At 65.8% G+C, this 21,735-nt stretch carries 20 protein-coding genes; 8 read left to right on the forward strand and 12 right to left on the reverse strand.

Going from position 1 to position 21,735, the window contains the following annotated elements; all coding sequences use genetic code 11:
- Window positions 1–172 precede the first annotated feature (172 nt).
- The gene (gene purB / locus EXV95_RS15420; protein WP_121421591.1) at window positions 173–1,552 is read right to left on the reverse strand and encodes an adenylosuccinate lyase; all 1,380 of its coding nucleotides are present in this window, start codon (window positions 1,550–1,552) and stop codon (window positions 173–175) included.
- 119 nt (window positions 1,553–1,671) lie between these two features.
- Between purB and EXV95_RS15425 the strand changes: the two genes are divergently transcribed.
- The 8 genes from EXV95_RS15425 (at window position 1,672) to EXV95_RS15460 (ending at window position 9,092) form a co-directional block, all read left to right on the forward strand.
- Window positions 1,672–2,286 (forward strand): glutathione S-transferase N-terminal domain-containing protein, encoded by a 615-nt coding sequence (locus tag EXV95_RS15425; protein WP_055394547.1) that lies wholly within the window; start codon window positions 1,672–1,674, stop codon window positions 2,284–2,286.
- Window positions 2,287–2,355: 69 nt separating this feature from the next.
- The gene (locus EXV95_RS15430; protein WP_176887518.1) at window positions 2,356–3,072 is read left to right on the forward strand and encodes a TetR/AcrR family transcriptional regulator; all 717 of its coding nucleotides are present in this window, start codon (window positions 2,356–2,358) and stop codon (window positions 3,070–3,072) included.
- Window positions 3,073–3,272: 200 nt separating this feature from the next.
- Window positions 3,273–3,860, forward strand: a complete 588-nt coding sequence (locus tag EXV95_RS15435; protein ID WP_176887519.1) for a TRAP transporter small permease — start codon at window positions 3,273–3,275, stop codon at window positions 3,858–3,860.
- A gap of 23 nt (window positions 3,861–3,883) precedes the next feature.
- Window positions 3,884–5,164: a TRAP transporter large permease subunit gene (locus EXV95_RS15440; RefSeq protein WP_176887520.1), complete on the forward strand. Its 1,281-nt coding sequence runs from the start codon at window positions 3,884–3,886 to the stop codon at window positions 5,162–5,164.
- Between the two features lie 73 nt (window positions 5,165–5,237).
- Window positions 5,238–6,242, forward strand: a complete 1,005-nt coding sequence (locus EXV95_RS15445; RefSeq protein WP_176887521.1) for a TRAP transporter substrate-binding protein — start codon at window positions 5,238–5,240, stop codon at window positions 6,240–6,242.
- Between the two features lie 83 nt (window positions 6,243–6,325).
- The gene (locus tag EXV95_RS15450) at window positions 6,326–7,237 is read left to right on the forward strand and encodes a shikimate dehydrogenase (protein ID WP_370460075.1); all 912 of its coding nucleotides are present in this window, start codon (window positions 6,326–6,328) and stop codon (window positions 7,235–7,237) included.
- Window positions 7,238–7,271: 34 nt separating this feature from the next.
- The gene (locus tag EXV95_RS15455; protein WP_176887522.1) at window positions 7,272–8,171 is read left to right on the forward strand and encodes a VOC family protein; all 900 of its coding nucleotides are present in this window, start codon (window positions 7,272–7,274) and stop codon (window positions 8,169–8,171) included.
- Between the two features lie 15 nt (window positions 8,172–8,186).
- The gene (locus tag EXV95_RS15460; RefSeq protein ID WP_176887523.1) at window positions 8,187–9,092 is read left to right on the forward strand and encodes a sugar phosphate isomerase/epimerase; all 906 of its coding nucleotides are present in this window, start codon (window positions 8,187–8,189) and stop codon (window positions 9,090–9,092) included.
- A 15-nt stretch (window positions 9,093–9,107) separates the two neighbouring features.
- Here the strand turns inward: EXV95_RS15460 and EXV95_RS15465 are convergent, their stop codons facing one another.
- From EXV95_RS15465 to EXV95_RS15515, 11 genes are all read right to left on the reverse strand, one after another.
- Window positions 9,108–9,563, reverse strand: a complete 456-nt coding sequence (locus tag EXV95_RS15465) for a nuclear transport factor 2 family protein (protein ID WP_176887524.1) — start codon at window positions 9,561–9,563, stop codon at window positions 9,108–9,110.
- A 5-nt stretch (window positions 9,564–9,568) separates the two neighbouring features.
- A complete protein-coding gene (locus EXV95_RS15470; protein ID WP_176887525.1) occupies window positions 9,569–10,351 on the reverse strand; it encodes an SDR family oxidoreductase in 783 nt (260 codons plus the stop codon).
- Window positions 10,348–10,890 carry a DUF3833 domain-containing protein gene (locus EXV95_RS15475; protein ID WP_176887526.1) on the reverse strand — a complete coding sequence of 181 codons (543 nt, stop codon included), beginning with the start codon at window positions 10,888–10,890 and terminating at the stop codon, window positions 10,348–10,350. Before EXV95_RS15475 ends, EXV95_RS15470 begins: the two co-directional genes overlap by 4 nt.
- Before the next feature lie 26 nt (window positions 10,891–10,916).
- Entirely contained in the window at window positions 10,917–12,212 is a 1,296-nt protein-coding gene (locus EXV95_RS15480; RefSeq protein WP_176887527.1) for an MFS transporter, read from the reverse strand.
- A complete protein-coding gene (locus EXV95_RS15485; protein ID WP_121421602.1) occupies window positions 12,209–12,706 on the reverse strand; it encodes a chalcone isomerase family protein in 498 nt (165 codons plus the stop codon). Before EXV95_RS15485 ends, EXV95_RS15480 begins: the two co-directional genes overlap by 4 nt.
- 89 nt (window positions 12,707–12,795) lie before the next feature.
- Window positions 12,796–14,019: a cyclopropane-fatty-acyl-phospholipid synthase family protein gene (locus EXV95_RS15490; protein WP_176889060.1), complete on the reverse strand. Its 1,224-nt coding sequence runs from the start codon at window positions 14,017–14,019 to the stop codon at window positions 12,796–12,798.
- Window positions 14,020–14,045: 26 nt separating this feature from the next.
- Complete coding sequence (locus EXV95_RS15495) at window positions 14,046–14,837, reverse strand: DUF1365 domain-containing protein (RefSeq protein ID WP_176887528.1); 792 nt, start codon at window positions 14,835–14,837, stop codon at window positions 14,046–14,048.
- On the reverse strand, window positions 14,834–16,156 hold the full coding sequence (locus EXV95_RS15500) for an NAD(P)/FAD-dependent oxidoreductase (protein ID WP_176887529.1): 1,323 nt from the start codon (window positions 16,154–16,156) through the stop codon (window positions 14,834–14,836). The genes EXV95_RS15495 and EXV95_RS15500 overlap by 4 nt, the downstream gene beginning before the upstream one ends.
- A 244-nt stretch (window positions 16,157–16,400) precedes the next feature.
- A complete protein-coding gene (locus tag EXV95_RS15505; RefSeq protein ID WP_228897181.1) occupies window positions 16,401–16,994 on the reverse strand; it encodes a glutathione peroxidase in 594 nt (197 codons plus the stop codon).
- 325 nt (window positions 16,995–17,319) lie between these two features.
- The gene (locus tag EXV95_RS15510; RefSeq protein WP_176887530.1) at window positions 17,320–18,525 is read right to left on the reverse strand and encodes an HD-GYP domain-containing protein; all 1,206 of its coding nucleotides are present in this window, start codon (window positions 18,523–18,525) and stop codon (window positions 17,320–17,322) included.
- 92 nt (window positions 18,526–18,617) lie between these two features.
- Window positions 18,618–21,725, reverse strand: coding sequence for an efflux RND transporter permease subunit (locus EXV95_RS15515; RefSeq protein WP_176887531.1), 3,108 nt, complete (start codon window positions 21,723–21,725; stop codon window positions 18,618–18,620).
- Window positions 21,726–21,735 lie beyond the last annotated feature (10 nt).

Raw genomic sequence — 21,735 nt, forward strand, 5'->3', positions numbered from 1 at the left:
TAAATTGATAGCTGCCGCCGCTTATCGGAAAAGCGCCAGAGGCAAAAATATCTCAAAAGCCTGGCAGCGTACGCAACTGGCGGAGCCCAAGCCAGCGCAACCGTGGAACCGGCTTTGCCGGGCCACGGGTTGCGTCCCCCTCGGGGGGAAGGCGCGCAGCGCCTCAGGGGGGTCACACCCTTCGTGCCAGTTCGGCGGCCTTGCCCACATAGCTACCCGGAGTCATCGCGAGCAGCCGGTCTTTTTCTGCCTGGGGGATTTCCAGCGAGGCGATCAGGCCGTGCAGCGCCTCGGCGGTCACGGTCTTGCCACGGGTCACTTCCTTGAGCTTTTCGTAAGCGCCCTGCACACCAAAGCGGCGCATCACCGTCTGGATGGGCTCGGCCAGCACTTCCCACGAAGCATCCAGGTCTTCGGCCAGCGCTTCTTCGTTCAGCTCCAGCTTGTTCAGGCCGGTCAACAGCGAGGCATAGGCCAGCGCCGCGTAGCCCAGGGCCACGCCCATGTTGCGCAGCACGGTGCTGTCGGTCAGATCCCGCTGCCAGCGGCTGATGGGCAGCTTTTCAGACAGGTGCTTGAGCAGCGCGTTGGCCAGTCCCAGGTTGCCTTCGGCGTTCTCGAAGTCGATAGGGTTGACCTTGTGCGGCATGGTGCTAGAACCAATCTCGCCCGCCTTCAGGCGCTGCTTGAAGTAGCCCAGGCTCACGTAGCCCCAGATGTCGCGCGACAGGTCGATGAGGATGGTGTTGGCGCGCGCCACGGCGTCGAACAGCTCGGCCATGTAGTCGTGCGGCTCGATCTGGATCGAGTACGGCTGGAAGGTCAGGCCCAGGCCCAGCGGTTCGGGCGTCTCGATGACCTTCTTGCTGAAGGCTTCCCAGTCAAACTCAGGCCAGGCGGACAGATGGGCGTTGTAGTTGCCCACGGCGCCGTTCATCTTGCCCATGATCTTGACGGCGGCGATCTTCTCGCAGGCCGTTTGCAGGCGCATCACCACGTTGGCCATTTCCTTGCCCACGGTAGTGGGGCTGGCGGTCTGGCCGTGGGTGCGGCTGAGCATGGGCACGTCGGCAAAGGCGTGCGACATTTCGCGCAGCTTGAGCACGATGCGGTCCAGGCCCGGCAGGATGACCTGGTCGCGACCTGAACGCAGCTGCAGCGCGTGGCTCGTGTTGTTGATGTCTTCGCTGGTGCAGGCAAAGTGCACAAATTCGGAGGCCTTTTCCAGCTCGGGGCGCGCCTCGAACTTGCTCTTGATCCAGTATTCGACGGCCTTGACGTCGTGGTTTGTTGTTTTTTCGATCTCTTTGATGGCGGCGGCGTCAGCTTCGGAGAAGTTCTTGATCAGGCCGAGCAGATAGGCGCGGGCGCCCGTGGTCAGGGGCTTGAACTCGGCGAAACCGGCATCCGACAGGGCAATGAACCAAGCCACTTCCACCTGCACACGGCGGTGCATGTAGCCGTGTTCGCTCATGATGGGGCGCAGGGCGGCAAGTTTGCTGGCGTAACGGCCGTCAAGCGGCGACAGGGCGGTAATGGTGGACAGGCTCATGGCGCGCCATTGTAGGCGTGGTGTGTAAGCGCCACGCAGCCGTCAGCTTGCGGGCGGGCAGCTGCCGATAGAATCAATCTCGAATCGTTCAGCCTACCCCGCGCCCTGGAAGACACACCATGAAATTGATCGGAGCCACCGCCAGCCCCTACGTACGCAAGGTACGTATCGTGATGGCCGAGAAAAAGCTCGACTACCAGTTCGTGCAAGAAAACGTCTGGGCAGACGACACCCATATTTCCACCTCCAACCCCTTGGGCAAAGTGCCCTGCCTGGTAATGGAAGGCGGCGAGGCCGTTTTTGACTCCCGCGTGATCGTCGAATACCTCGACACCCTGTCGCCCGTGGGCAAGCTGATCCCGTCGCAAGGCCGCGAACGCGCCGAGGTCAAGACCTGGGAGGCACTGGCCGATGGTGTGATGGATGCCGCCATCCTGGCCCGCCTGGAAGCCACCTGGGCCCACCGCAAGGACAGCGAGCGCAGCCAGGCCTGGATCGACCGCCAGCTGATCAAGGTGAACGACGGCCTCAAGTCCATGAGCCAGGGCCTGGGCGACAAGCCGTATTGCAGCGGCATCCACCTCAGCCTGTCCGACATCGCCGTGGGCTGCGCCCTGGGCTGGCTGGAATTCCGCTTTCCGGACATCGCCTGGCGCAGCGAGTACCCCAACCTGGGCAAGCTGCTCGACAAGCTGATGCTGCGCCCGAGCTTCGCCGATACCAAACCGTCCTGAGCGGCCAGCGAGAGCGGGCATTGGTTTTTTGAACCCCCTGCGCCGAGCTTGCCGTATGCTTGGGCGCTTATGAACGAAATGGTTCAAAACCCTCCGAAACCTGGCGATGTGCGGGCTACCCGCCAGCGCGCGGCGCGCGAGGCCGCCACCACGCCCGGAGCGGACCGGGTGCGCGTCAACGACCCCGACCGCACGATGGCCAACATCCTGCAGGTAGCCACGGCAGAGTTTGCGGACAAGGGCCTGGCTGGGGCGCGCATCGACGAGATCGCGGCATTGACCAGCACCAGCAAGCGCATGATCTACTACTACTTCGGTAGCAAGGAAGGTCTGTATGTGGCGGTGCTGGAGGATGCTTACCGGCGCATCCGGCGCATCGAATCGGAACTGCACCTGGAAGACCTGTCGCCCGAGCAGGCCCTGCGCACGCTGGTGGGCTTCACGGTGGACTACCAGCTCGCCAACCCCGACTTCATCCGTCTGGTGATGAACGAGAACATGCACCGGGGCGAGTACATCACCCAATCCGCCACGATCCAGGAACTAAACATCCCCGTCATCCATGCCGTGCGCGATGTGTACCAGCGTGGCGTAGCAGCGGGCGTGTTCCGCCCCGATGTGGACCCGGTGGACCTGCACATGTCCATCTCGGCCCTGTGCTTCTTCAACGTGGCCAACCGCCACACCTTCGGCGCGATCTTCAAGCGCTCGCTGGATACGCCTGCCGCCACGGCGCAACGCCGTGAATCGATCATCGAGATGATCGTGCGCTTCTTGCGGCCCTGATCTACCCAGCCTGGGCGCACACCGGCGCCCGCGCCAGAAGCCACCCACAGCCCTGTCAGCCCCCTGACTGCGCACCCACGCACGCCCCGGGCATGGCTGCGCCCTGCCACGACAAGCGATGCAGGGTTTGCACCTAGACAAAATACTAACCAGTTCGTACAAAATTCTTTCAGCGTTTCAATACAACGACTGGAGACACCATGTTTGCACTGGCCGACCGCGTGCTGCGGGGATACACCCGCGTGCTGGACGCACTGTCCGGCCTGTGCCTGGCGGTGATGGTGGTGCTGGTGTTTGGCAATGTGGTGCTGCGCTACACCCTGAACTCCGGCATCACCGTGTCGGAAGAACTCTCGCGCTGGCTGTTCGTGTGGCTGACCTTCATGGGCGCTGTGGTCGCGCTGCGCGAACACGGCCACCTGGGCACGGATGCGCTGGTGTCGCGCCTGCCCGCTGTGGGCAAGAAGGCCTGCCTGGTGCTGGCGCAGATCGCCATGTTGTACGTGTCGTGGCTGCTGCTCAGTGGCAGCTGGGCCCAGATGCTGATTAATTGGGACACCGAAGCACCCGTGACCGGCGCCTCGGTGGGCGTCTTCTACGCCAGTGGCGTGCTGATGGGCGGGTCGGGGATTGCCATCTTGCTGCACGACCTGCTGCGCACGCTGTTCGTTCCGCTGGCGGAGCACGAGCTGGTCATGGTGCAGGAGAGCGAAGAACTGGCGGCCCTGGCGCACCGCCCTGCGGGCGCCGATGCATCCCACGAAGCGCCCGGCAGCCACCGCCCCTGAACCCTCCGCACAGGCTCTCCACCATGACCGTCACCATCTTCCTCGGCTCCCTGCTGCTCGCCATGGCGATCGGCATTCCCATCGCGTTTGCGCTGCTCATCAGCGGCGTGGCGCTGATGTGGCATCTGGACCTGTTCGATGCGCAGATCCTGGCGCAGAACGTGATCAACGGTGCCGACAGCTTTCCGCTGCTGGCCGTGCCCTTCTTCATGCTGGCCGGCGAGATCATGAATGTGGGCGGCCTGTCCAAGCGCATCGTGAAGCTGGCGCTCACGCTGGTCGGCCATGTGCCCGGCGGCCTGGGTTATGTGGCCATCATGGCGGCGGTGATCCTGGCTGCCGTGTCGGGCTCGGCCGTGGCCGATGCTGCAGCGCTGGCCTCCCTGCTGCTGCCCATGATGGTGGCTGCGGGCCACAACAAGGAGCGCTCGGCCGGGCTCATAGCGTCGGCCGGCATCATCGCCCCGGTGATCCCGCCGTCCATCGGTTTCGTGATCTTTGGTGTGGCGGCCAACGTGTCCATCAGCAAGCTGTTTCTGGCAGGCATCGTGCCGGGCATCCTGCTGGGGGTGGCGCTGGCGGCTACCTGGTGGTGGCTGGTGCGACGCGAAGATGTGGCGCCCCCAAAGCGTGCCACCCGCGCCGAACTGGCCGTGGCCCTGCGCGAAGCCGTGTGGGCGCTGGGCCTGCCCATCATCATCCTCGTCGGCCTGCGCATGGGTGTCTTCACCCCCACCGAAGCCGCCGTGGTGGCCGCCGTGTATGCGCTGTTCGTGTCCATGGTGGTCTACCGCGAGCTGAGCTGGCACCAGCTGGCCGACATCTTCCGCGCCTCGGCCCGCACCAGCGCGGTGGTGATGTTCCTGGTGGCTGCCGCCATGGTGTCCGCCTGGCTTATCACCGTGGCTGACCTGCCCTCCAAGGTCACCGGCATGCTGGAGCCCTTCATGGGCAACCCAACGCTGCTGCTGATCGCCATCATGCTGCTGGTCATGGTGGTGGGCACGGCCATGGACATGACGCCCACCATCCTCATCCTCACGCCCGTGCTGATGCCGGTGGTCAAGGCCGCAGGCATCGACCCGGTGTACTTCGGCGTGCTCTTCATCATCAACAACGCCATCGGGCTCATCACCCCACCTGTGGGCACGGTGCTCAACGTGGTGGCTGGGGTGGGGCGCATGTCCATGTCGCAGGTCACACGCGGCGTCACGCCCTTCATGCTGGCCCAGCTGGCCGTGATGTTCCTGCTGGTGCTGTTCCCCTCCATCGTCATGGTGCCGCTACGCTGGTTGAGTGGTTGACCCCCATCTGCGCCCCGGCCCTTTTCTTTCCGCTCCGTTTCTGCCCCGCCTAAAAACCCAAGGAGACATTTCCATGAAGCTGCTCAAAACCCTGCTCGCCACCGCCCTGGTTGCCGCGTCGCTGCTGCCCGCCGCGCACGCCCAGGAGCGCACCATCAAATTCGCCTTCCAGAACCAGAAGGACCACCCGCAGGCCCAGGGCGCGCAAAAGTTTGCGGACCTCGTGACGGCCAAGACCAACGGCCGCATTGCCGTCAAGCTCTTCCCCGGCGGCACGCTGGGCGGTGACCTGCAGACCGTGTCGGCCCTGCAGGGCGGCACGGTGGAGATGACCGTGCTCAACGCGGGCATCTTGTCGGCCCAGGCCAAGGAATTCGGCATCTACGACTTCCCGTTCCTGTTCGCGTCGCCCCAAGAGGCCGATGCCGTGACCGATGGCCCCTTCGGCAAGAAACTGCTCGACAAGCTGCAGGCCAAGAACCTGGTGGGCCTGGGCTACTGGGAGCTGGGTTTCCGCAACCTCACCAACAGCAAGCGGCCCATCACCAAGGCCGAGGACATTGCAGGCCTCAAGATCCGCGTGATCCAGTCGCCGATCTACATCGATCTGTTCAACGCGCTGGGCGCGAACGCCGTACCCATGCCCTTCCCCGAGCTGTACACCGCCATGGAACAGAAGGCCGTGGACGGCCAGGAGAACCCGTTCTCCACCATCCTGTCGTCCAAGTTCGCCGAGGTGCAGAAGTACCTCACCGTCACGCGCCACATGTACAACCCCCAGGCCGTGCTCGTGAGCAAGAAGTTCTGGGACAGCCTGAACCCCGCTGACCAGAAGGCGCTGACCGACGCGATGGCCGAGGCCACGACTTTCCAGCGCGGCGTGTCGCGCGTGCAGGCCAACGTGGCGCTCGAAGACCTCAAGAAGGCGGGCATGCAGGTGTCCGAGTTCTCGCCCGCCGAGCTGGACAAGCTGCGCGCCAAGGTGAAACCCGTCGTTGAAAAACACAGCGAGAAGGTGGGCGCCGAGACCGTGCAAGAGGTCTATTCCACGTTGGCCAAACTGCGCGGCGGCAAGTAAGCCACCGCTGCAACCCCTGCGCTGCCGTGCGGTGAACACACCACCACCCCAGCAGCGCGCCCACCCCGCATTCCGCCCGCCCCATGAGCCTCCAGCTCCTCGATCCCCCGGTCATCCCCACCACGTCCACCATGTCTTCCACTAGCCCCCACAAGGTGCTGATCGGGCTGATCGGCGCCGGCATCCAGAAGTCGCTGTCGCCGGCCCTGCACGAGGAAGAGGCGCGCCACCACGGCATGCGTCTGCACTACCAGCTCATCGACCTGGACCGCTCTGCTTCGTCGGCGGAGCATCTGCCCACGCTGTTGTCTGCGGCGCGCATCATGGGCTATGCGGGCTGCAACGTAACCTACCCCTGCAAGCAGGCCGTGATTCCGTACCTCGACAGCCTGTCCGAAGAAGCGCGCGCCATGGGCGCAGTGAACACGGTGGTCATCCGCGACGGAAAACTGGTGGGACACAACACCGACGGATCGGGCTGGGCCTGGGGCTTTAACCGCGCGCTGCCCGGCGCCGACCTGCGCCGCGTGGTGCTGCTGGGTGCGGGTGGCGCGGGCGCTGCGATTGCCCATGCCGTGCTGCGTCTGGGTGCACAGCACCTGAGCATCGTCGATGCACAACCCGAGCGCGCAGCGCAACTGGCGGCCGACGTGAATGCGCTCTATGGCGCGCGCGCCGAGGCCGGAGAGATCCGCTCGGCCATGGCCGACGCCACCGGGCTGATCCACGCCACGCCCACGGGCATGGACAAACTGCCAGGCCTGCCGCTGGATGTGGGCCTGCTGCGCCCCGCCATGTGGGTGTCCGAAGTCGTTTACTTCCCGCTCGACACCGCCCTGTTGCAGGCCGCACGCGCGCTGGGCTGCCGGGTGTCGGACGGCGGTGGCATGGCCGTGGGCCAGGCCGTGGGCGCGTTCGAGCTGTTCACTGGCGAGGCCCCGGATGCGGCCCGCATGGACGCACATTTCCGCCGCCTGGTCAGCAGCCCCCGCTGACCCCTTCCGCGCAACAACACAAGGAGCTGAACCCATGAGCACCCCGATGGTGGCCACCCGCGAAGCGCTGGGCGACATGCCCAACCCCCTGGGCCTGCAGGGCATCGAGTTCATTGAGTACGCCACCAGCCGGCCGCAGGCGCTGGGTCAGGCGCTGGAGCGCATGGGTTTTCAGCCCGTGGCGCGCCACCGCTCGCGCGAGGTGCTGCTGTACCGCCAGGGTGACATGAACATCATCGTCAACGCGCACCAGGACACCGAACGCACCGGCGTGCACGCGCCGCCCGCACTCACCGAAACACCGGTGCTGGCCGCCATCGCCTTCCGCGTGGGCAATGCAGCCGCAGCATTTCGCCGCGTGCTGGAACTGGGCGCCTGGGCCGTGCACACGGAGGTCGAGGTGATGGAGCTGAACATCCCCGCCATCCACGGCGTGGGCGCGAGCCGCATCTACTTTGTGGACCGCTGGAAGGAGTTCTCGATCTACGACGTGGACTTTGTGCCCATCCCTACCGTCAGCCCGCGCCCGCCTGCGCTGCAAGGCCTGCACCTGTTCGGCGTGGTGCAATACATCGGCCTGGGCCGCGCGGCGGACTGGATCCATTTCTACAGCGAGCTGTTCGGCTTTGCCGAGCTGGCACCCGACCAGTCGTTTGGCGTGCTCACCCATGGCCGCATCCTGGCCAGCCCCTGCGGCACGCTGCACTGGCAGCTGATTGAACCGCTGGTCGATGCGCTGGATGCCGACCCCGAGGAGCTGCTGCAGCGCGTGGCCTTTGGCACACCCGACGTGCTGGCCACGGTGCAAGCGCTGCGTGCGCGCGGCGTGGAGTTTGTCGAGTCGCCCACGGGCGTGCACACCGGCACGCGCGGTGCCCTCACGCGCGCCGACACCGCATCGCCCAGCTTCGAGCTGGTGCTCGACGCCCGCTGAGCCTGGAGACCGCCCATGCGCCAATCCACCATGCAACGCAACGTCGCCGATTTCGGCATGGACACCATCAGCCTGGCCGGACCGCTGGAGGCCAAGCTGGCCGCCGTGAAAGCCGCCGGCTTCGGCCAGATCATGCTGGCCGCGCGCGACATCGTGGGTCATCCGGAGGGCATCGAGGCCGCCGTGCACGCCGTGCGCAGCGGCGGCCTGCGGGTCACGGGCTTTCAGGTGCTGCGCGATTTTGAAGGCCTCTCAGGCCACCTGCACAGCTACAAGGTGGACATTGCCAAGCAGATGATCCTGATGGCGCGCGACCTGGGCGCGCCCGTGCTGCTGGCCTGCAGCTCCACGTCATCGCACGCCACGGCCGATGCCGACGCGATTGCGCGTGACCTGCGCAAGCTGGCCCTGCTGGCGCTGCCCCATGGCATTCGCGTGGCGTTTGAAGGACTCTCGTGGGGCCGCCACATCAACGAAGTGCACCAGGCCTGGGCGGCCATAGAGCAGGCCGATTGCCCCAACCTCGGTTTGGCCATCGACTCGTACCACCAGTTCGCCACCAGCACGCCGCTCTCGGCCCTGGAAGACGTGGACCCCGCCAAGATCTATCTGGTGCAGCTTTCGGACTTCATGTGGCAGGAGACCCGCACGGTGCAGGAGCGCATCGAGACCGCGCGGCACTTTCGCGTGTTCCCTGGCGAGGGCGTGCACAGCCAGGCGCTGGCCGAGCTGGTGCGCACCCTCGATGGCATGGGCTACCAGGGCGACTACAGCTTCGAGGTCTTCAACGACGACTACCAGCAGCTGCCGCTGCCTTATGTGTCGCAACGCGCGTGGAACAGTGCGCTGTGGCTGGCGGAGGGGGTGCTGCAGCGCGCCGTGCCGCTGCCCGGGCACCCGCGCATCAAGACCCTGGCGTGACCCAAGCGCCAACGATCAGCTGTTGGCGCGCTTCTTGAGCCAGCGCATCAGCGCGCCGACCACGGGCAGTTTTTCGTACAGCTCTTCGGCCGCGTCCCAGTAGTCGCGGTGCAAGGTCACGAGGCCTTGCTCATCCAGCACCAGGTGCGAGGCGCCGCGCACGGTCTGCGTCACGCCCTTCTCAAAGTTCTTGAAGGCAAACAGGAAATCCCAGGTCAGAAAACATTGCTGGCCCTGCACCACGCGGCCGGTGACCACAAAACGCGGCTGCTCCAGTGCCTCGAACATGTGAGCAAAAATGCCCTGGATGGCAGTTACGCCCACCACCTCGTTGAACGGATCCTTGAAGCGCGCCTGGGGCGCATAGAACTGGCCGATGGTCGCCACATCGGCGGGCGACAGGTTTTCAAAGAACGCAATGACGCGCGTGACGGCTTCTTCCGTAGCGATCGTGGTTTCCGGTGGGTGCATACCGTTCAAAGACCTGTGAATTTGCGAACCGCCGGAAAGTACCACCGATACGGCAGCACGCGCAGCAGTTTCATCACCCGGGTGAAGCGCTTGGGAAAGTGGATGTCGAAATGCCCCCGCTCCCAGCCCTGCACGATGGCCGCCGCCGCTGCCTCGGGTGAGATGAGGGCCGGCATGGTGAAGTCGTTGCCCGCCGTGAGCGGCGTGGCCACAAAGCCCGGGTTGATAACGCTCACGCCCATGCCCAGGTCATGCAGGTCCAGGTAGAGCGCCTCAGCCAGGTTGATGAGGGCCGCCTTGGTGGGGCCATAGGCCAGGCTCTTGGGCAACCCCCGAAAGCCCGCCACGCTGCTGATCAGGCTCACATGGCCCGGGCGCCCGGCCTGCGCTGCGGTCAGCATGGCGGGCAACACGCCAGCGAGCACATGCAGCACGCCGTTGTAGTTGATCTGCTCGTGGCGCAGCATCACGTCCAGATCGAAGTCGGTGGCGCGCATGTCGCGGTAGTAGCCCGCGCAATAGCACACCATATCGGGCACACCACCCGCCAGCACCTGCGCGGCGGCGGCCTGCACCTGTGCAGGTTCGGCGGTGTCAAAAACCAGCGCCGTGCTGCCGGGGTGCTGCCGGGCAAAGGCGTTCAGCGCATCACCACTGCGCGCCGACACGATGACCTGCGCGCCGCGCGCATGCAGCGCAGCCGCTGTGGCCCGGCCAATGCCGCTGCTGGCCCCGATGAGCCAGGCCCGGCGGCCATGCCAGTCGCGCAGGGGAGGATTGAGGCTCATGGTGCGCGTTTGGTGAAGGACAGGGTGATCTCGCCCAGGCGGAATCCGAACTTGTTCATGGTGGCGCGGTTGAGCATCACACGGTCGTCAATGAGGTACATCCAGTCGTCCAGGTCCACGTTGTAGACCTTGCCATCCACGGGCAGCGCCAGCGTGTAGTTCCAGCGGAAGGCGTTGCCACGCGTCTGGCCGTTGGCCGTGCCCACCACATCGTCGGCGGTGCCGGTGTAGCGGCCGTCGGCATGCTTCGTCAGCCGCCAGATGCGGCGTTGCGTGGTGCCGTCGGAGTAGGTGAAGGCTTCGTCGAGCACACCCTCATTGCCTTTCCATGTGCAGTCCATGACCACGGTGAAGCGCTTGACGATCTGGCCGCTGCGGTCCTGGAAGATGCCGTAGGCGTCGATCTTGCCGTTGAAATACTGGGCCAGGTCCAGCACCGGTTTTTCGCTGGCGTAGCCATCGAGGTTCTGGCTGGCGCAGCCAGACAGCACCACGGGTGCGGCCACAGCGGCCGAAAGGAGGAGACGTCTTTGCATCATGGTGGTGGGCCTTGGTCGGTTCGAATTCAAACAATCGCCGCGCCACGCGGGCGCCGCAAAATGAGGAGATAGAGCGCGGCCGCAGCGGTGCACTTGAGCACGCAGGGCAGCACCGCATAGGCCAGGCCGAGGGTCTGCAAACCGTCATCGCTGCGCGTTCCGGGGCTGTAGCCCAGCCATCCCAGCAGGGGCAGCGCCAGGCCTGCCGCCAGTGCCAAGTTGAGCTTGGTGGCAAAGTTCCACCAGCCAAAGTACGCGCCCTCGTGCTGGCCGCTGTCGCCCTCGGCGGCAATCACGCCAGCCAGCAAGGCGCTGGGCAGGGCCAGGTCGGTGCCCAGGGCCACGCCGGACAGCGCACAGACGACGAGGAACGGCACCACATCACCCGCACCCAGAAACGCTGTCCACACAAACACGGCAATCGCCAGCAGCATGCCCGCCAGCCAGGTGCGCACCAGGCCCCAGCGCGCCACGGCACGCAGCCACAGCGGGATGGACAGCGCAGCGCACACGAAATAGGCCGCGAGGAACATGGGCTCCTGCGCGGGCGGGGCCTGCAGCAGGTCCTGGATAAAAAACAGCACCAGCGTGGCCGGTATGGCGCTGGCAATGCCGTTGAGCATGAACACCGCCAGCAGGCGGCGGAAGGCAGGGCGGCCCCAGGGCCGCCACAGGCTGGCGCGCTGCGGGGGGCGGTACACACCGGCCACGGCGACACCCGCATGCGCTGCGGGGCGCGGGGCTCTGGTCCAGGCCCACCAGCCTAGCAGCAGGGTGATGGCAAACACACTGAGCATCACCGGCAGGCCCAGCAGCGCGGGCAGCACCGATGCCAGCACCACGCCGGCCAGTGCAGCACCCTCGCGCCAGGCCACGATGCGGCCACGCTGCAGCTCGTCGCCGCCCAGGCGCGCGCCCCAGGACTGGTGTGCAATGCTGAGCTGGCTGTAGGCGGTGTAAGTGATGAGCAATGCCACCAGTGCCCAGGCAATGAGCGCATCGGCCTCGGCTACCTGCGGAAAGAACAGGCTGGTCAGCCCCAGTGCCAGCACCACCGCCGACACCGCGCCCACCGCCAGCACGGCGCGCACCGAACGGCCGAAGAGGTAGTCAGACAGGCGGCCCAGCAGCGGGTCGGTGAACGCATCAAACAGCCGCGCTGCCAGCAGCACCGAGCCCAGCGTGGCCAGGGGCATGCCAAATTCGCGCGCATAGTGGTTGGGCAGCAGCACATACAGCGGCAGCGCCACAAACGCCAGCGGCAGGCCCAGCAGCCCATAGGCCAGGCCTGCGCTGGCGCGGATGGGCTGCGTGGAGGTCATGGTTGGCCTGCAGTGCGGGTGGCGGCCAGCAATTCCTGGCGCAGCCCGGGTTCGGAGGTCTGCGGAGACAGCCAGATGCCAAAGAACAGGCGCGAGAACTCGGCGTCCGGCACCTCACCGACGACACGCCCCGCCATCTTGAACACCGCACCCACGCCCGGCTGGTGAATGCCCAGCAGGCGGTCGCCCGACTTCACATCCGGCAACGCGGCCTGCAGCGCCTGCTGCCAGCGCGTGGCCTGTTGGGGCGTGAAGCTGCCCACGCGGCGCATCTCTTCCAGTGAGCGTTTGGCGATGGCCTCGGCCGTGAAGTCGCGGTGGTAGGTCAGCTCCAGCGCCAACGGCTGGGCGCCGTAGTTGTCTGCGTCAAAGCCGGGCTGCACCCACAGGCGGGCGCGGTAGATCTCGAAGCCCAGAAACCGGAGCACGCCCTGGCCCGCCAGGCGCACGCCTGACAGGGGCGTGGCGGTGGCCGACTCTGCCGCCTGGGCCATTGGCACGGCCTGCGCGATAGCGGAATTTGAATAAAAAAAGGCTCCAGCGCTTATCCATAAAGCGGTAATAGCTATATTTTTCATAGCATTCAATCCTTCGCCAGCGTGTACTGCACCAGGTCGATGTTGCTCATCGCAAATGCCGCTTCGCAGTACGCCAGGTAGAACTCCCAGATGTGCAGGAAGCGCTGGTCAAACCCCAGCTGCAGGATTTGCGTGCGCTGCGCCAGAAAGCGCTCGCGCCAGCGCTTGAGGGTTTCGGCGTAGTCCTGGCCGAACGCGAACTCGTCCACCACGCGCAGGCCGGCCGCCTCGGCCTCACGGCGGAATTCGCGCGGGCACGGCAGGCAGCCTCCGGGGAAGATGTACTGCTGGATGAAATCCGTGGAACTGATGTAGCGCTCGAACAGGCTGTCGTCGATCACGATGCTCTGGATGCAGGCCTTGCCGCCGGGCTTGAGCAGGCGGTTCACCGACTGGAAATAGGTGGGCCAGTACTCGCGGCCCACGGCCTCGACCATCTCGATGGAGCAGATCGCGTCGTACGGGCCGTCCTGGATGTCACGGTAGTCCTGCAGGCGCAGGTCGGCGTGCTCGGCCACCCCCTGCTGTGCCATGCGCTTTTGCGCGAATGCGAGCTGCTCGGTGGAGAGTGTCACTCCCGTCAGATTCGCGCCAAATTCGACCGTCGCCATCTCGGCCAGCGCGCCCCAGCCGCAGCCAATCTCCAGCACCCGGGAGCCTGGCTCCACCCCCGCCATGCGCAGCGCGCGGCGCACCTTGGCGTGCTGGGCGGTGCGCATGTCGCCGCCTGCATCGCCCTCGAACCAGGCGGACGAATAGTTCATCGTGTCGTCCAGCCAGAGTTCGTAGAACGCGTTGCCCAGGTCGTAGTGGGCGTGGATGTTCTTCTGGCTGTTGGCGCGTGTGTTGCGGTTGAGCAGGTGTTTGATGCGATACAGCAGACGCCCGGCCCAGGTGCCGTAGATCACGCCTTCCACCTGCTGGCGGTTGGCGATGAAGAGCTTGAGCAGGTCGGTCAGGTGCGGGGTGGTCCAGTCGCCCGCGATGTAGCTCTCGGCGAAACCGATGTCGCCCGACCGGAGTGCGGCACTGCACACGTTCCAGTTCTTGAGCGTGATGGCCGCCGAGGGGCCATCACCATGGCCGAAGTGCTGCAGCGTGCCGTCGGGCAGCTGCACCGTGAGGTGGCCATGCTGCAGGCGCTGCAGCAGCTTGAGCGCCGTGCGGGCGGCAGCGGGGGTGCCTGCGGGCAGGGCCAGGGCGGTGCGGGGGGCAGTGGTGGAGTTCATGGCGGCGTTCTCGTTCGTCATGGAATTCAGCGGGTCACGATGGATGCAGGCGCCTCGGGCTTGCGGTGGAAACGCACGCGCTTGAGCCACAGCTGCAGCGCGTGCCAGTGAATGCGGGCAATGATGGCCAGCGTCATCGCGGGGTAGCCCCAAAGCGCCTGCCGCAGGGTCTGCGGGGTGATGGCCTGCAAGGTGCCGCTCACGCTGGTCTGGATGAGTGGGCCGGTGTCGTCGTCGTGGTCGATGCGCACCACGGTGCGGCCCGCGTCCTGTGCACCGGCCTCGGTGCGCATGAAGCGGAACCGGTAGCTGCCTTTCACCTCGCAGAACGGCGACACATGGAACACCTTGCGCGCCCGCTGCTCCACGCCGTACTGCGGCGCATCGAGCAGGTAGCAGTGGCGCTCGCCGAAGGTGTTGTTCACCTCCACCACGATGGCGCGCAGGCTGCCATCGCTGCGGTGGCAGTACCAGAAGCTCACGGGCTTGAAGGTGTAGCCCAGCACGCGCGGATAGCAGTGCAGCCAGACCTCGCCCGTGGCGTCGGTGACGCCTTCGGTGCGCAGCAGCTCATCGAGCCAGGCCAGCGCACCGCCCTGCGCGGCGCTGCGGCCGTCGCCGTGGTCCATGTCATGGAAGCTGATAGCGCCACGCCGGTTCACGGCCAGCGCGCTGCGCAGGCCGGACAGGCTGCGCATGGGCAGCATGAGGAAAAACGTGGGGTAGGCAAACGCATGCCGCCGGGGCCGCAGCCGCGTGTGGCGCACCTGGCCGAAGCCGATGAGGGGCGCTGCGGGTGGGGCCAGGGCGTGGCTCACGCAGCCTCCGCCAGGGGCGCGGGCAGGGCCGCCAGCAGTTGCTCGGCCACGGCCAGGCCGGATTTCAGCCCGTCTTCGTGGAAGCCGTAGCCCGTCCAGGCGCCGCAGAACCAGGTGTGCTGCTGCTGCCCCTGCAGCTTGCCCACCTGCTGCTGCGCGCGGATGGCGGCCATGTCGAACACCGGATGGGCGTATTCGTAGCTGCCGATCACGTGCTCAGGCGCAATGTCGCGCACCGGGTTGAGCGACACCACCACAGGCTGCGCAAAGGGCACGGGCTGCAGCTGATTGATGAGGTAGTGCAGGCACACGCGGGCCGACTCGCGGCTGCGCTGCGGGGCACGTTCGTAGTTCCACGCGGCCCAGGCGGCGCGGCGCTCGGGCAGTACGGACGTATCGGTGTGCAGCACGGCGCGGTTGGCCTGGTAGCGAATGGAACCCAGCACCGCGCGCTCGTGCGGCGTGGGCTGGGCCAGCAGGGCGAGCGACTGGTCCGAATGGGTGGCCAGCACCAACTTGTCAAAGTGCTCGATGTGGCCTGCGGTCACCACGCGCACCCCGGCGGCGTCACGCTCGATGCGGCGCACGGGGGTGTTCAGGCGCTTGTCGGCAATACCCGCCACGATCTTGTCCACGTAATGGCGAGCACCGCCAGACACCGTCCACCACTGCGGGCGATTGCTCACCTGGATGAGGCCGTGGTTGTGGCAGAACCGGATCATGGTGGCCACGGGGAATTTCAGCATCTGGTCAGTGGGACAGCTCCAGATGCAGCCCAGCATGGGCAAGAAGTACCAGTCGCGGAAGGCGTCGCCAAAGCGGTGCTCGCGCAAGAAGTCGCCCAGCGGCTGCATCAGCGCCGCCTCGGCCTGTATCTCTGCAATGCGCGTGCACAGCTTGTTGAAGCGCAGCAGGTCGCGCAGCATGCCCAGAAAACGCGGGTTGACCAGGTTGGAGCGCTGGGCAAACACGGTGCTGAGGTTGGTGCCGCTCCACTCCAGCGCGCGACCACCACCAGGGCCGCTCAGGGCGCCCGGCACCTGCACCGAGAACGACATGTCGGATTTGGCGGTCTCCACGCCCAGCTCGGCCAGCAGGCGGATGAGGTGGGGGTAGGTGCGCTCGTTGAACACCAGAAAGCCAGTGTCCACGCCGTGGGTGACGGGGGTGCCCGAGGCATCTGGCAAGGTGACATCGACCGTGTGGGTGTGCCCGCCGAAGTAGTCGCCTGCCTCAAACAGTGTGATGTCCGCCTGACCGCGCAGCTGGTGCGCGACCGAGAGCCCGGAGATGCCGGAGCCGATGATGGCGATTTTCATGACCGGCTCCCTCTGGCCGGTGCACGGAATAAAAAGGTTGCGAAGCGTCCCGAAACGAATAAGAGAGGGAGGGAGGAGAAGCGCTCCAGGAGGTCAGTCGGAACCCGGGGGCCCGAAAGGCTTCGCAACGTTAAAACTGTACGCTGCGCAATCGTCTTGCGCAATGGATAGAGTGGGGTCACGCTGGCGAAGTTCCAGAGGCTCACTGTATTTTTTTTCAAGAAATGTAAAGAAGTCATGGCGGTCACCGGGGCACAGGCTGGTTCAGCTGTTGTTCGATGGCCCGCACCAGGCCCTTGTTGTCTGGGGCGGTCAGGCTGGAGTAGCTGTCCACCAGCTTGCCGTCGCGGCCCAGCAGGTATTTGTGGAAGTTCCAGCGCGGCGCTGTGCCCGACAGCTGCGCCAGTTGCTGGAACAGCGGCGAAGCCTCGGGGCCCTTCACGCTGCTCTTGGCAAACATCGGAAATTTCACGCCAAAGGTGTTTTCGCAGAAGTCAGCAATCTCCTTGTTGCTGCCTTTTTCCTGGGCAAAGTCGTTGGACGGAAAGCCCAGCACCACCAGGCCCTTGTCTTTGTAGCGGGCGTACAGCTCCTCCAACCCCTTGTACTGGCCCGTAAAGCCACAGAAGCTGGCCGTGTTCACCACCAGCACCACTTTGCCGCTGTACTGGCACAGCGACTGAGGCTTTTCGTCCTGCAACCTCGCAAACGTGTGCTGCAGCGTGGCCGGGCAGCTTTCGGAACCCGCCGCGCGGACCGGGGGGGCATAGCCGACCGCCACCGCGACCAGCAACAAAAGGCTGGCGGCCGAAAGAAAGCGTCTGTTAGAGGTGTTCATAGGACTTGGGATCGCAGTGGGTATGGGCAATTTAACCATTCCATCATTTTTTGTCCACATGAGTTTTTATTTGGACTGATTGGTTTACGGGAATGCGAACCGCTCGGATGCAAAGTCCTGCAAAAGAAATGGGTATTGCGGGCGCACACGGGAACGGGGCGACAGGTGTCGCACGGCTGAAGGTTTGCCGTCGTGGTGGCAAGAGAGGGAGAATTCCGGGCACAAGCTGCCCGCCAGTGGCGCTGGGCGCCGTTGGGTGGCGTGGGCCTCTGTGCCAGCCCACCCGTTGCAGGTGGGGGGGATGCGCCCGCAGCCCGGCGCGGGGTCAGACCAGGTTGAGCAGGCGGTCCAGCGAGAGCTTGACTCTCACGTCCTTGAATGCCACCACGCCCGTGACCTTCCAGGGGGGCATGCCGGTGTCACGCGGAATGGGCTCGCCCGTGGGCATGCCGTCGCGGTTGGTCACCACCGCCACCTTGGGCGTGGTGGCCGTGGTGCCCCGGCGAACGACCACGCCCACCTCCTGGCTGGCCAGCCGCACGAAGGCCCCGGGCGGATATACACCCAGGGTCTTGACGAGCGCGGCACCAGCCTCGTCCACCTGGTGCTCTTCGTCGTAGTAGCTGGCCTGCATGGCCGCCGTGACGGGCATGGGCAACCGGGCCGCGCGAGGTGCCATGCGGGCGCCAAAAATGTCGGCACGCTGCAGCAGGCGGGCCATTTGCTGGGGTTCCGTCTTCTTGGCCAGCGGGCCGGGGGTGCGGTGGTGGTGGCAGCGCACCGCCTCCAGCCACACCGGGTCGGCCACGCCGAGCGTGCGCAGCAGCGCCTCGGAACGCTCCGCATGGCTCTCGACCGCCGCAATCTGCTGGGCGGTGAGCGGATGGGTCTGCTGGGCCAGCTGGTCCTGCAGCTCGGACATGGCTATGTTCATGGAGAGCGCCGCGTGGCCCAGCTGCTGCACGCGGGAGGCGGGCCAGCGCAGCATCTCGCGCGCCACCACCATGCACACACAGCACACCAGCATCGAATGCGTGGCGCTGTACATGCGCGTTTCCTGCGCAGACAGGTAAATCAGGCCCAGCAGCGTCGCGTCGGGCGTCTGCTCGCAGTGGCGGGCCAGCTCGTCGTGCAGCGTCTGGAAGCGCCCGCCAAAATCAGCGGGCGAAGGTGCACGCAGCAACTGTGTGGCACGCAACTGCAGTTCGGGCCAGTCAGGCAGCGTCTTGCCAGTGCGGCCCCGCCCTCCTGCGTCGTCGGCCGCCGTCATCTTCATCGCGGCAATTTCGCCCAGGTTGGTGTCGGCGATCAGCATGCGCTGCAATTGCGCGAGGTAGGCCCGGTGGCTGTCACCGGACTCATCGGTATCCACACACAGCTGCCGCCCCCGGCCCACCATCTTGGCCAGCTCTTCCCGGGTGCGGATGACATAGCCTTTTTGCGCCAGCAACACGCCATCAGCACCCCGCAGCACAAACGGCAGAGGGTGGCCCAGCTGGATGGATTCGATGTTCAGGCTGACGAGGTTCATGGTGGTCGTTACATTATCTAACGGCCACACGCCCGGCTAAGCCGGGGCAACCCCGGGGATTGCCTGCTTTTTCAAGCAACCACCGGTCTCCATCATCCCGCTGGGGGTGTAGCGGGCGCCTCGGGGGCGGGCACCGGGTGGGCACCCCGCAAGCGCCGCAGCATGCGACCAAACCACTGCCCCAGATCATCCACCCCCGTGAACACGGCGGGGATGACCAGCAGGCTCAGCAGCGTGGACGTGATCAGCCCGCCAATCACCGCCACCGCCATGGGCGAGCGGAAGCTGGCATCCGCCGCACCAATGCCCAGCGCAATCGGCATCATCCCCGCGCCCATGGCCAGCGTGGTCATGATGATGGGCCGTGCGCGCTTGTGGCAGGCGTCGATCAGTGCCTCAAAGCGCGTCATGCCATGCTCGCGCCGCGCCAGGATGGCGTATTCCACCAGCAGGATCGAGTTCTTGGTGGCAATGCCCATGAGCATGATCAGCCCGATGAGCGAGGGCATCGAGAAGCTCTTCTGCGCGATCAGCAGGCCCACGAACGCCCCGCCCAGCGACAGCGGCAGCGCCGCCAGGATGGTGACCGGGTGGAGGAAGTCCTTGAACAGCAGCACCAGCACGATGTAGATGCACAACACCCCGGTCAGCATGGCCAGGCCGAAGCTCGCGAACAGCTCGCCCATCATCTCGGCATCGCCAATGGTGATCTGGCGCACGCCCGGCGGCAGGTTCTGGATGGAGGGCAGCGCTTCGACCGCCTTCGTCACGTCGCCCAGCGGCTGGCCTGACAGCTCGATCTCAAAGTTGACATTGCGCGCGCGGTCATACCGGTCCACCACGGCCGGTCCGCCGCTGAACTCGAGCGTGGCCACCTGGCCCAGCATCACTGGGCCTTTGCTGCCCGGCACCGACAGGCGCTCCAGCAGCGACAGGTCTTTGCGCGCGTCGTCCTGCAGCTTGACCACGATCGGCACCTGGCGCGAGGCCAGGTTGAGCTTGGGCAGCGACACGTCGTAGTCGCCCACGGTCGCAATGCGCAGCGTTTCGGCAATCGCGCTGCTGGTCACTCCCAGGTCGGCGGCGCGCGCAAAGTCCGGGCGCACCGCGATCTCGGAGCGCACCAGGCTGGCCGTGGACGAGATGCTGCCCAGGCCCGGGATGGTGCGCAGGTCCTTCTCGACCGCCAGCGCGGCCGAGGTCAGCGCCTGCGGGTCGTCGCCCGAGAGCACCAGCACGTACTTCTCGCCAGAGCCCCCCAGGCCCACCTTGCTGCGCACGCCCGGCAGCGTCTCCAGCGCTGCACGGATCTGGTTCTCGATGCCCTGCTTGCGCGGCCGGTCGCCGCGCTCGGCCAGCAAGATGGTGAGCGTGGCCTTGCGCGTTTCGGCATTGGCGCTGCCCATGAACGGGTCGCCACCGGCCGAGCCCCCACCGATGGTGGTGTACACGCTTTGCACATGGTCCACCTTGGCGATGCGCTGGCGCGCGTCCTCGGCCACGGCGCGGGTCTGGGCCAGCGTGGCGCCAGGTGGCAGCTCCAGGTAAACCTGGGTCTGCGAGTTGTCATCGGCCGGGATGAAGCCCGTGGGCAGCAGCGGGATCAGCGCCAGCGAACCGATGAAAAACGCTGCTGTGGCAATGAAGGTCATCCAGCGGTGTTTGATGCACCAGGCCGCCCAGCGCAGGTACACCGTCATCCAGCGCGGGTCCTTGTGCGTGTCCACGATGGGTTTGAGTATGTAGGCCGCCATCATGGGTGTCAGCACCCGCGCCACCACCAGGCTGGCAAAGACCGCCAGCGACGCCGTCCAGCCGAACTGCTTGAAGAACTTGCCCGCAATGCCGCTCATGAACGCGGTGGGCAAAAACACCGCAATCAGTGTGAACGTGGTGGCCACCACGGCCAGGCCAATTTCGTCGGCCGCCTCCATGGCCGCCTGGTAGGGCGTCTTGCCCATGCGCAGGTGGCGCACGATGTTCTCCACTTCCACGATGGCGTCATCCACCAAAATGCCCACCACCAGCGACAGCGCCAGCAGCGTGATCACGTTGATCGAGAAGCCCAGCCAGTGCATGCCGATGAACGCCGGGATCACCGACAGCGGCAGCGCCACAGCCGACACGAACGTGGCGCGCCAGTCGCGCAAAAAGAGCCACACTACCAGCACGGCCAGCAACGCGCCTTCGTACAGCAGGTGCATGGAGCCGTCGTACTCCTCCTGCACAGGCTGCACAAAGTTGAAAGCTTCGGTGATCTCCAGATCGGGGTGCTGTTCGCGAATTTCCTTGAGGGCCGCCTGCACCGCAGAGCCGACTTCCACCTCGCTCGCACCCTTGCTGCGCGCAACCTCGAAGCCCACCACGGGCTTGCCGTTGAGCAGGGCCAGGGCGCGCGGCTCGGCAATCGTGTCTGTCACCGTGGCCACCTGATCGAGCCGCACATGGCGGCCGTCGGACAGTGCCAGCGTGAGCCCTGCGAGCTCCTGCGCCGACTGCACCGTGGCCAGGGTGCGTACCGGCTGTTCGCTGCCGCCCAGGTCGGTGCGGCCACCGGCACTTTCGGTCTGCACCAGCCGCAGCTGGCGCGAGACATCGGCCGCCGTGGCGTTCAACGCCTGCAGCTTGACCGGGTCGAGCAACACATGCACCTCACGCTGCACACCGCCCACGCGGTTGACCGCGCCCACACCCCGCACCGTGAGCAGCTTCTTGGCCACGGCATCGTCCACAAACCAGGACAGCGCCTCGTCGTCCATGCGGGTGGAGGCAATAGTGAACGCGAGCACCGGCTGCGCGGCCAGGTCCATCTTGGTCACGATGGGGTCGCGCACGTCGCCAGGCAGGTCACCGCGCACGCGGGCCACGGCAGAGCGCACGTCGTCCAGCGCTTCCTGCGTAGGCTTTTCCAGGCGGAACTCGGCCGTGATGGTGGCGCCGCCGTCCTGCACCTTGGTGTAGATGTGCTTCAGGTCTTGCAGCGTGGCGATGCTGTTCTCGATCTTGCGCGCCACATCGTTTTCGAGCTGCGCGGGCGAGGCGCCGGGCAGCGCCACGGTCACGGAGATCGTGGGCAGGTCAATGTCCGGAAAGTTCTGCACCTTCATGGCGTTGAACGACAGCAGGCCGCCGAAGGTCAGCAGCACAAACAGCATCAGCGCCGGTATGGGGTTCTTGATCGACCAGGTGGATACATTCATGCTGAATGCT

It is taken from the genome of Acidovorax sp. JMULE5 (assembly GCF_013376875.1).
In the GTDB taxonomy this organism is placed as follows: domain Bacteria; phylum Pseudomonadota; class Gammaproteobacteria; order Burkholderiales; family Burkholderiaceae_C; genus Acidovorax; species Acidovorax facilis.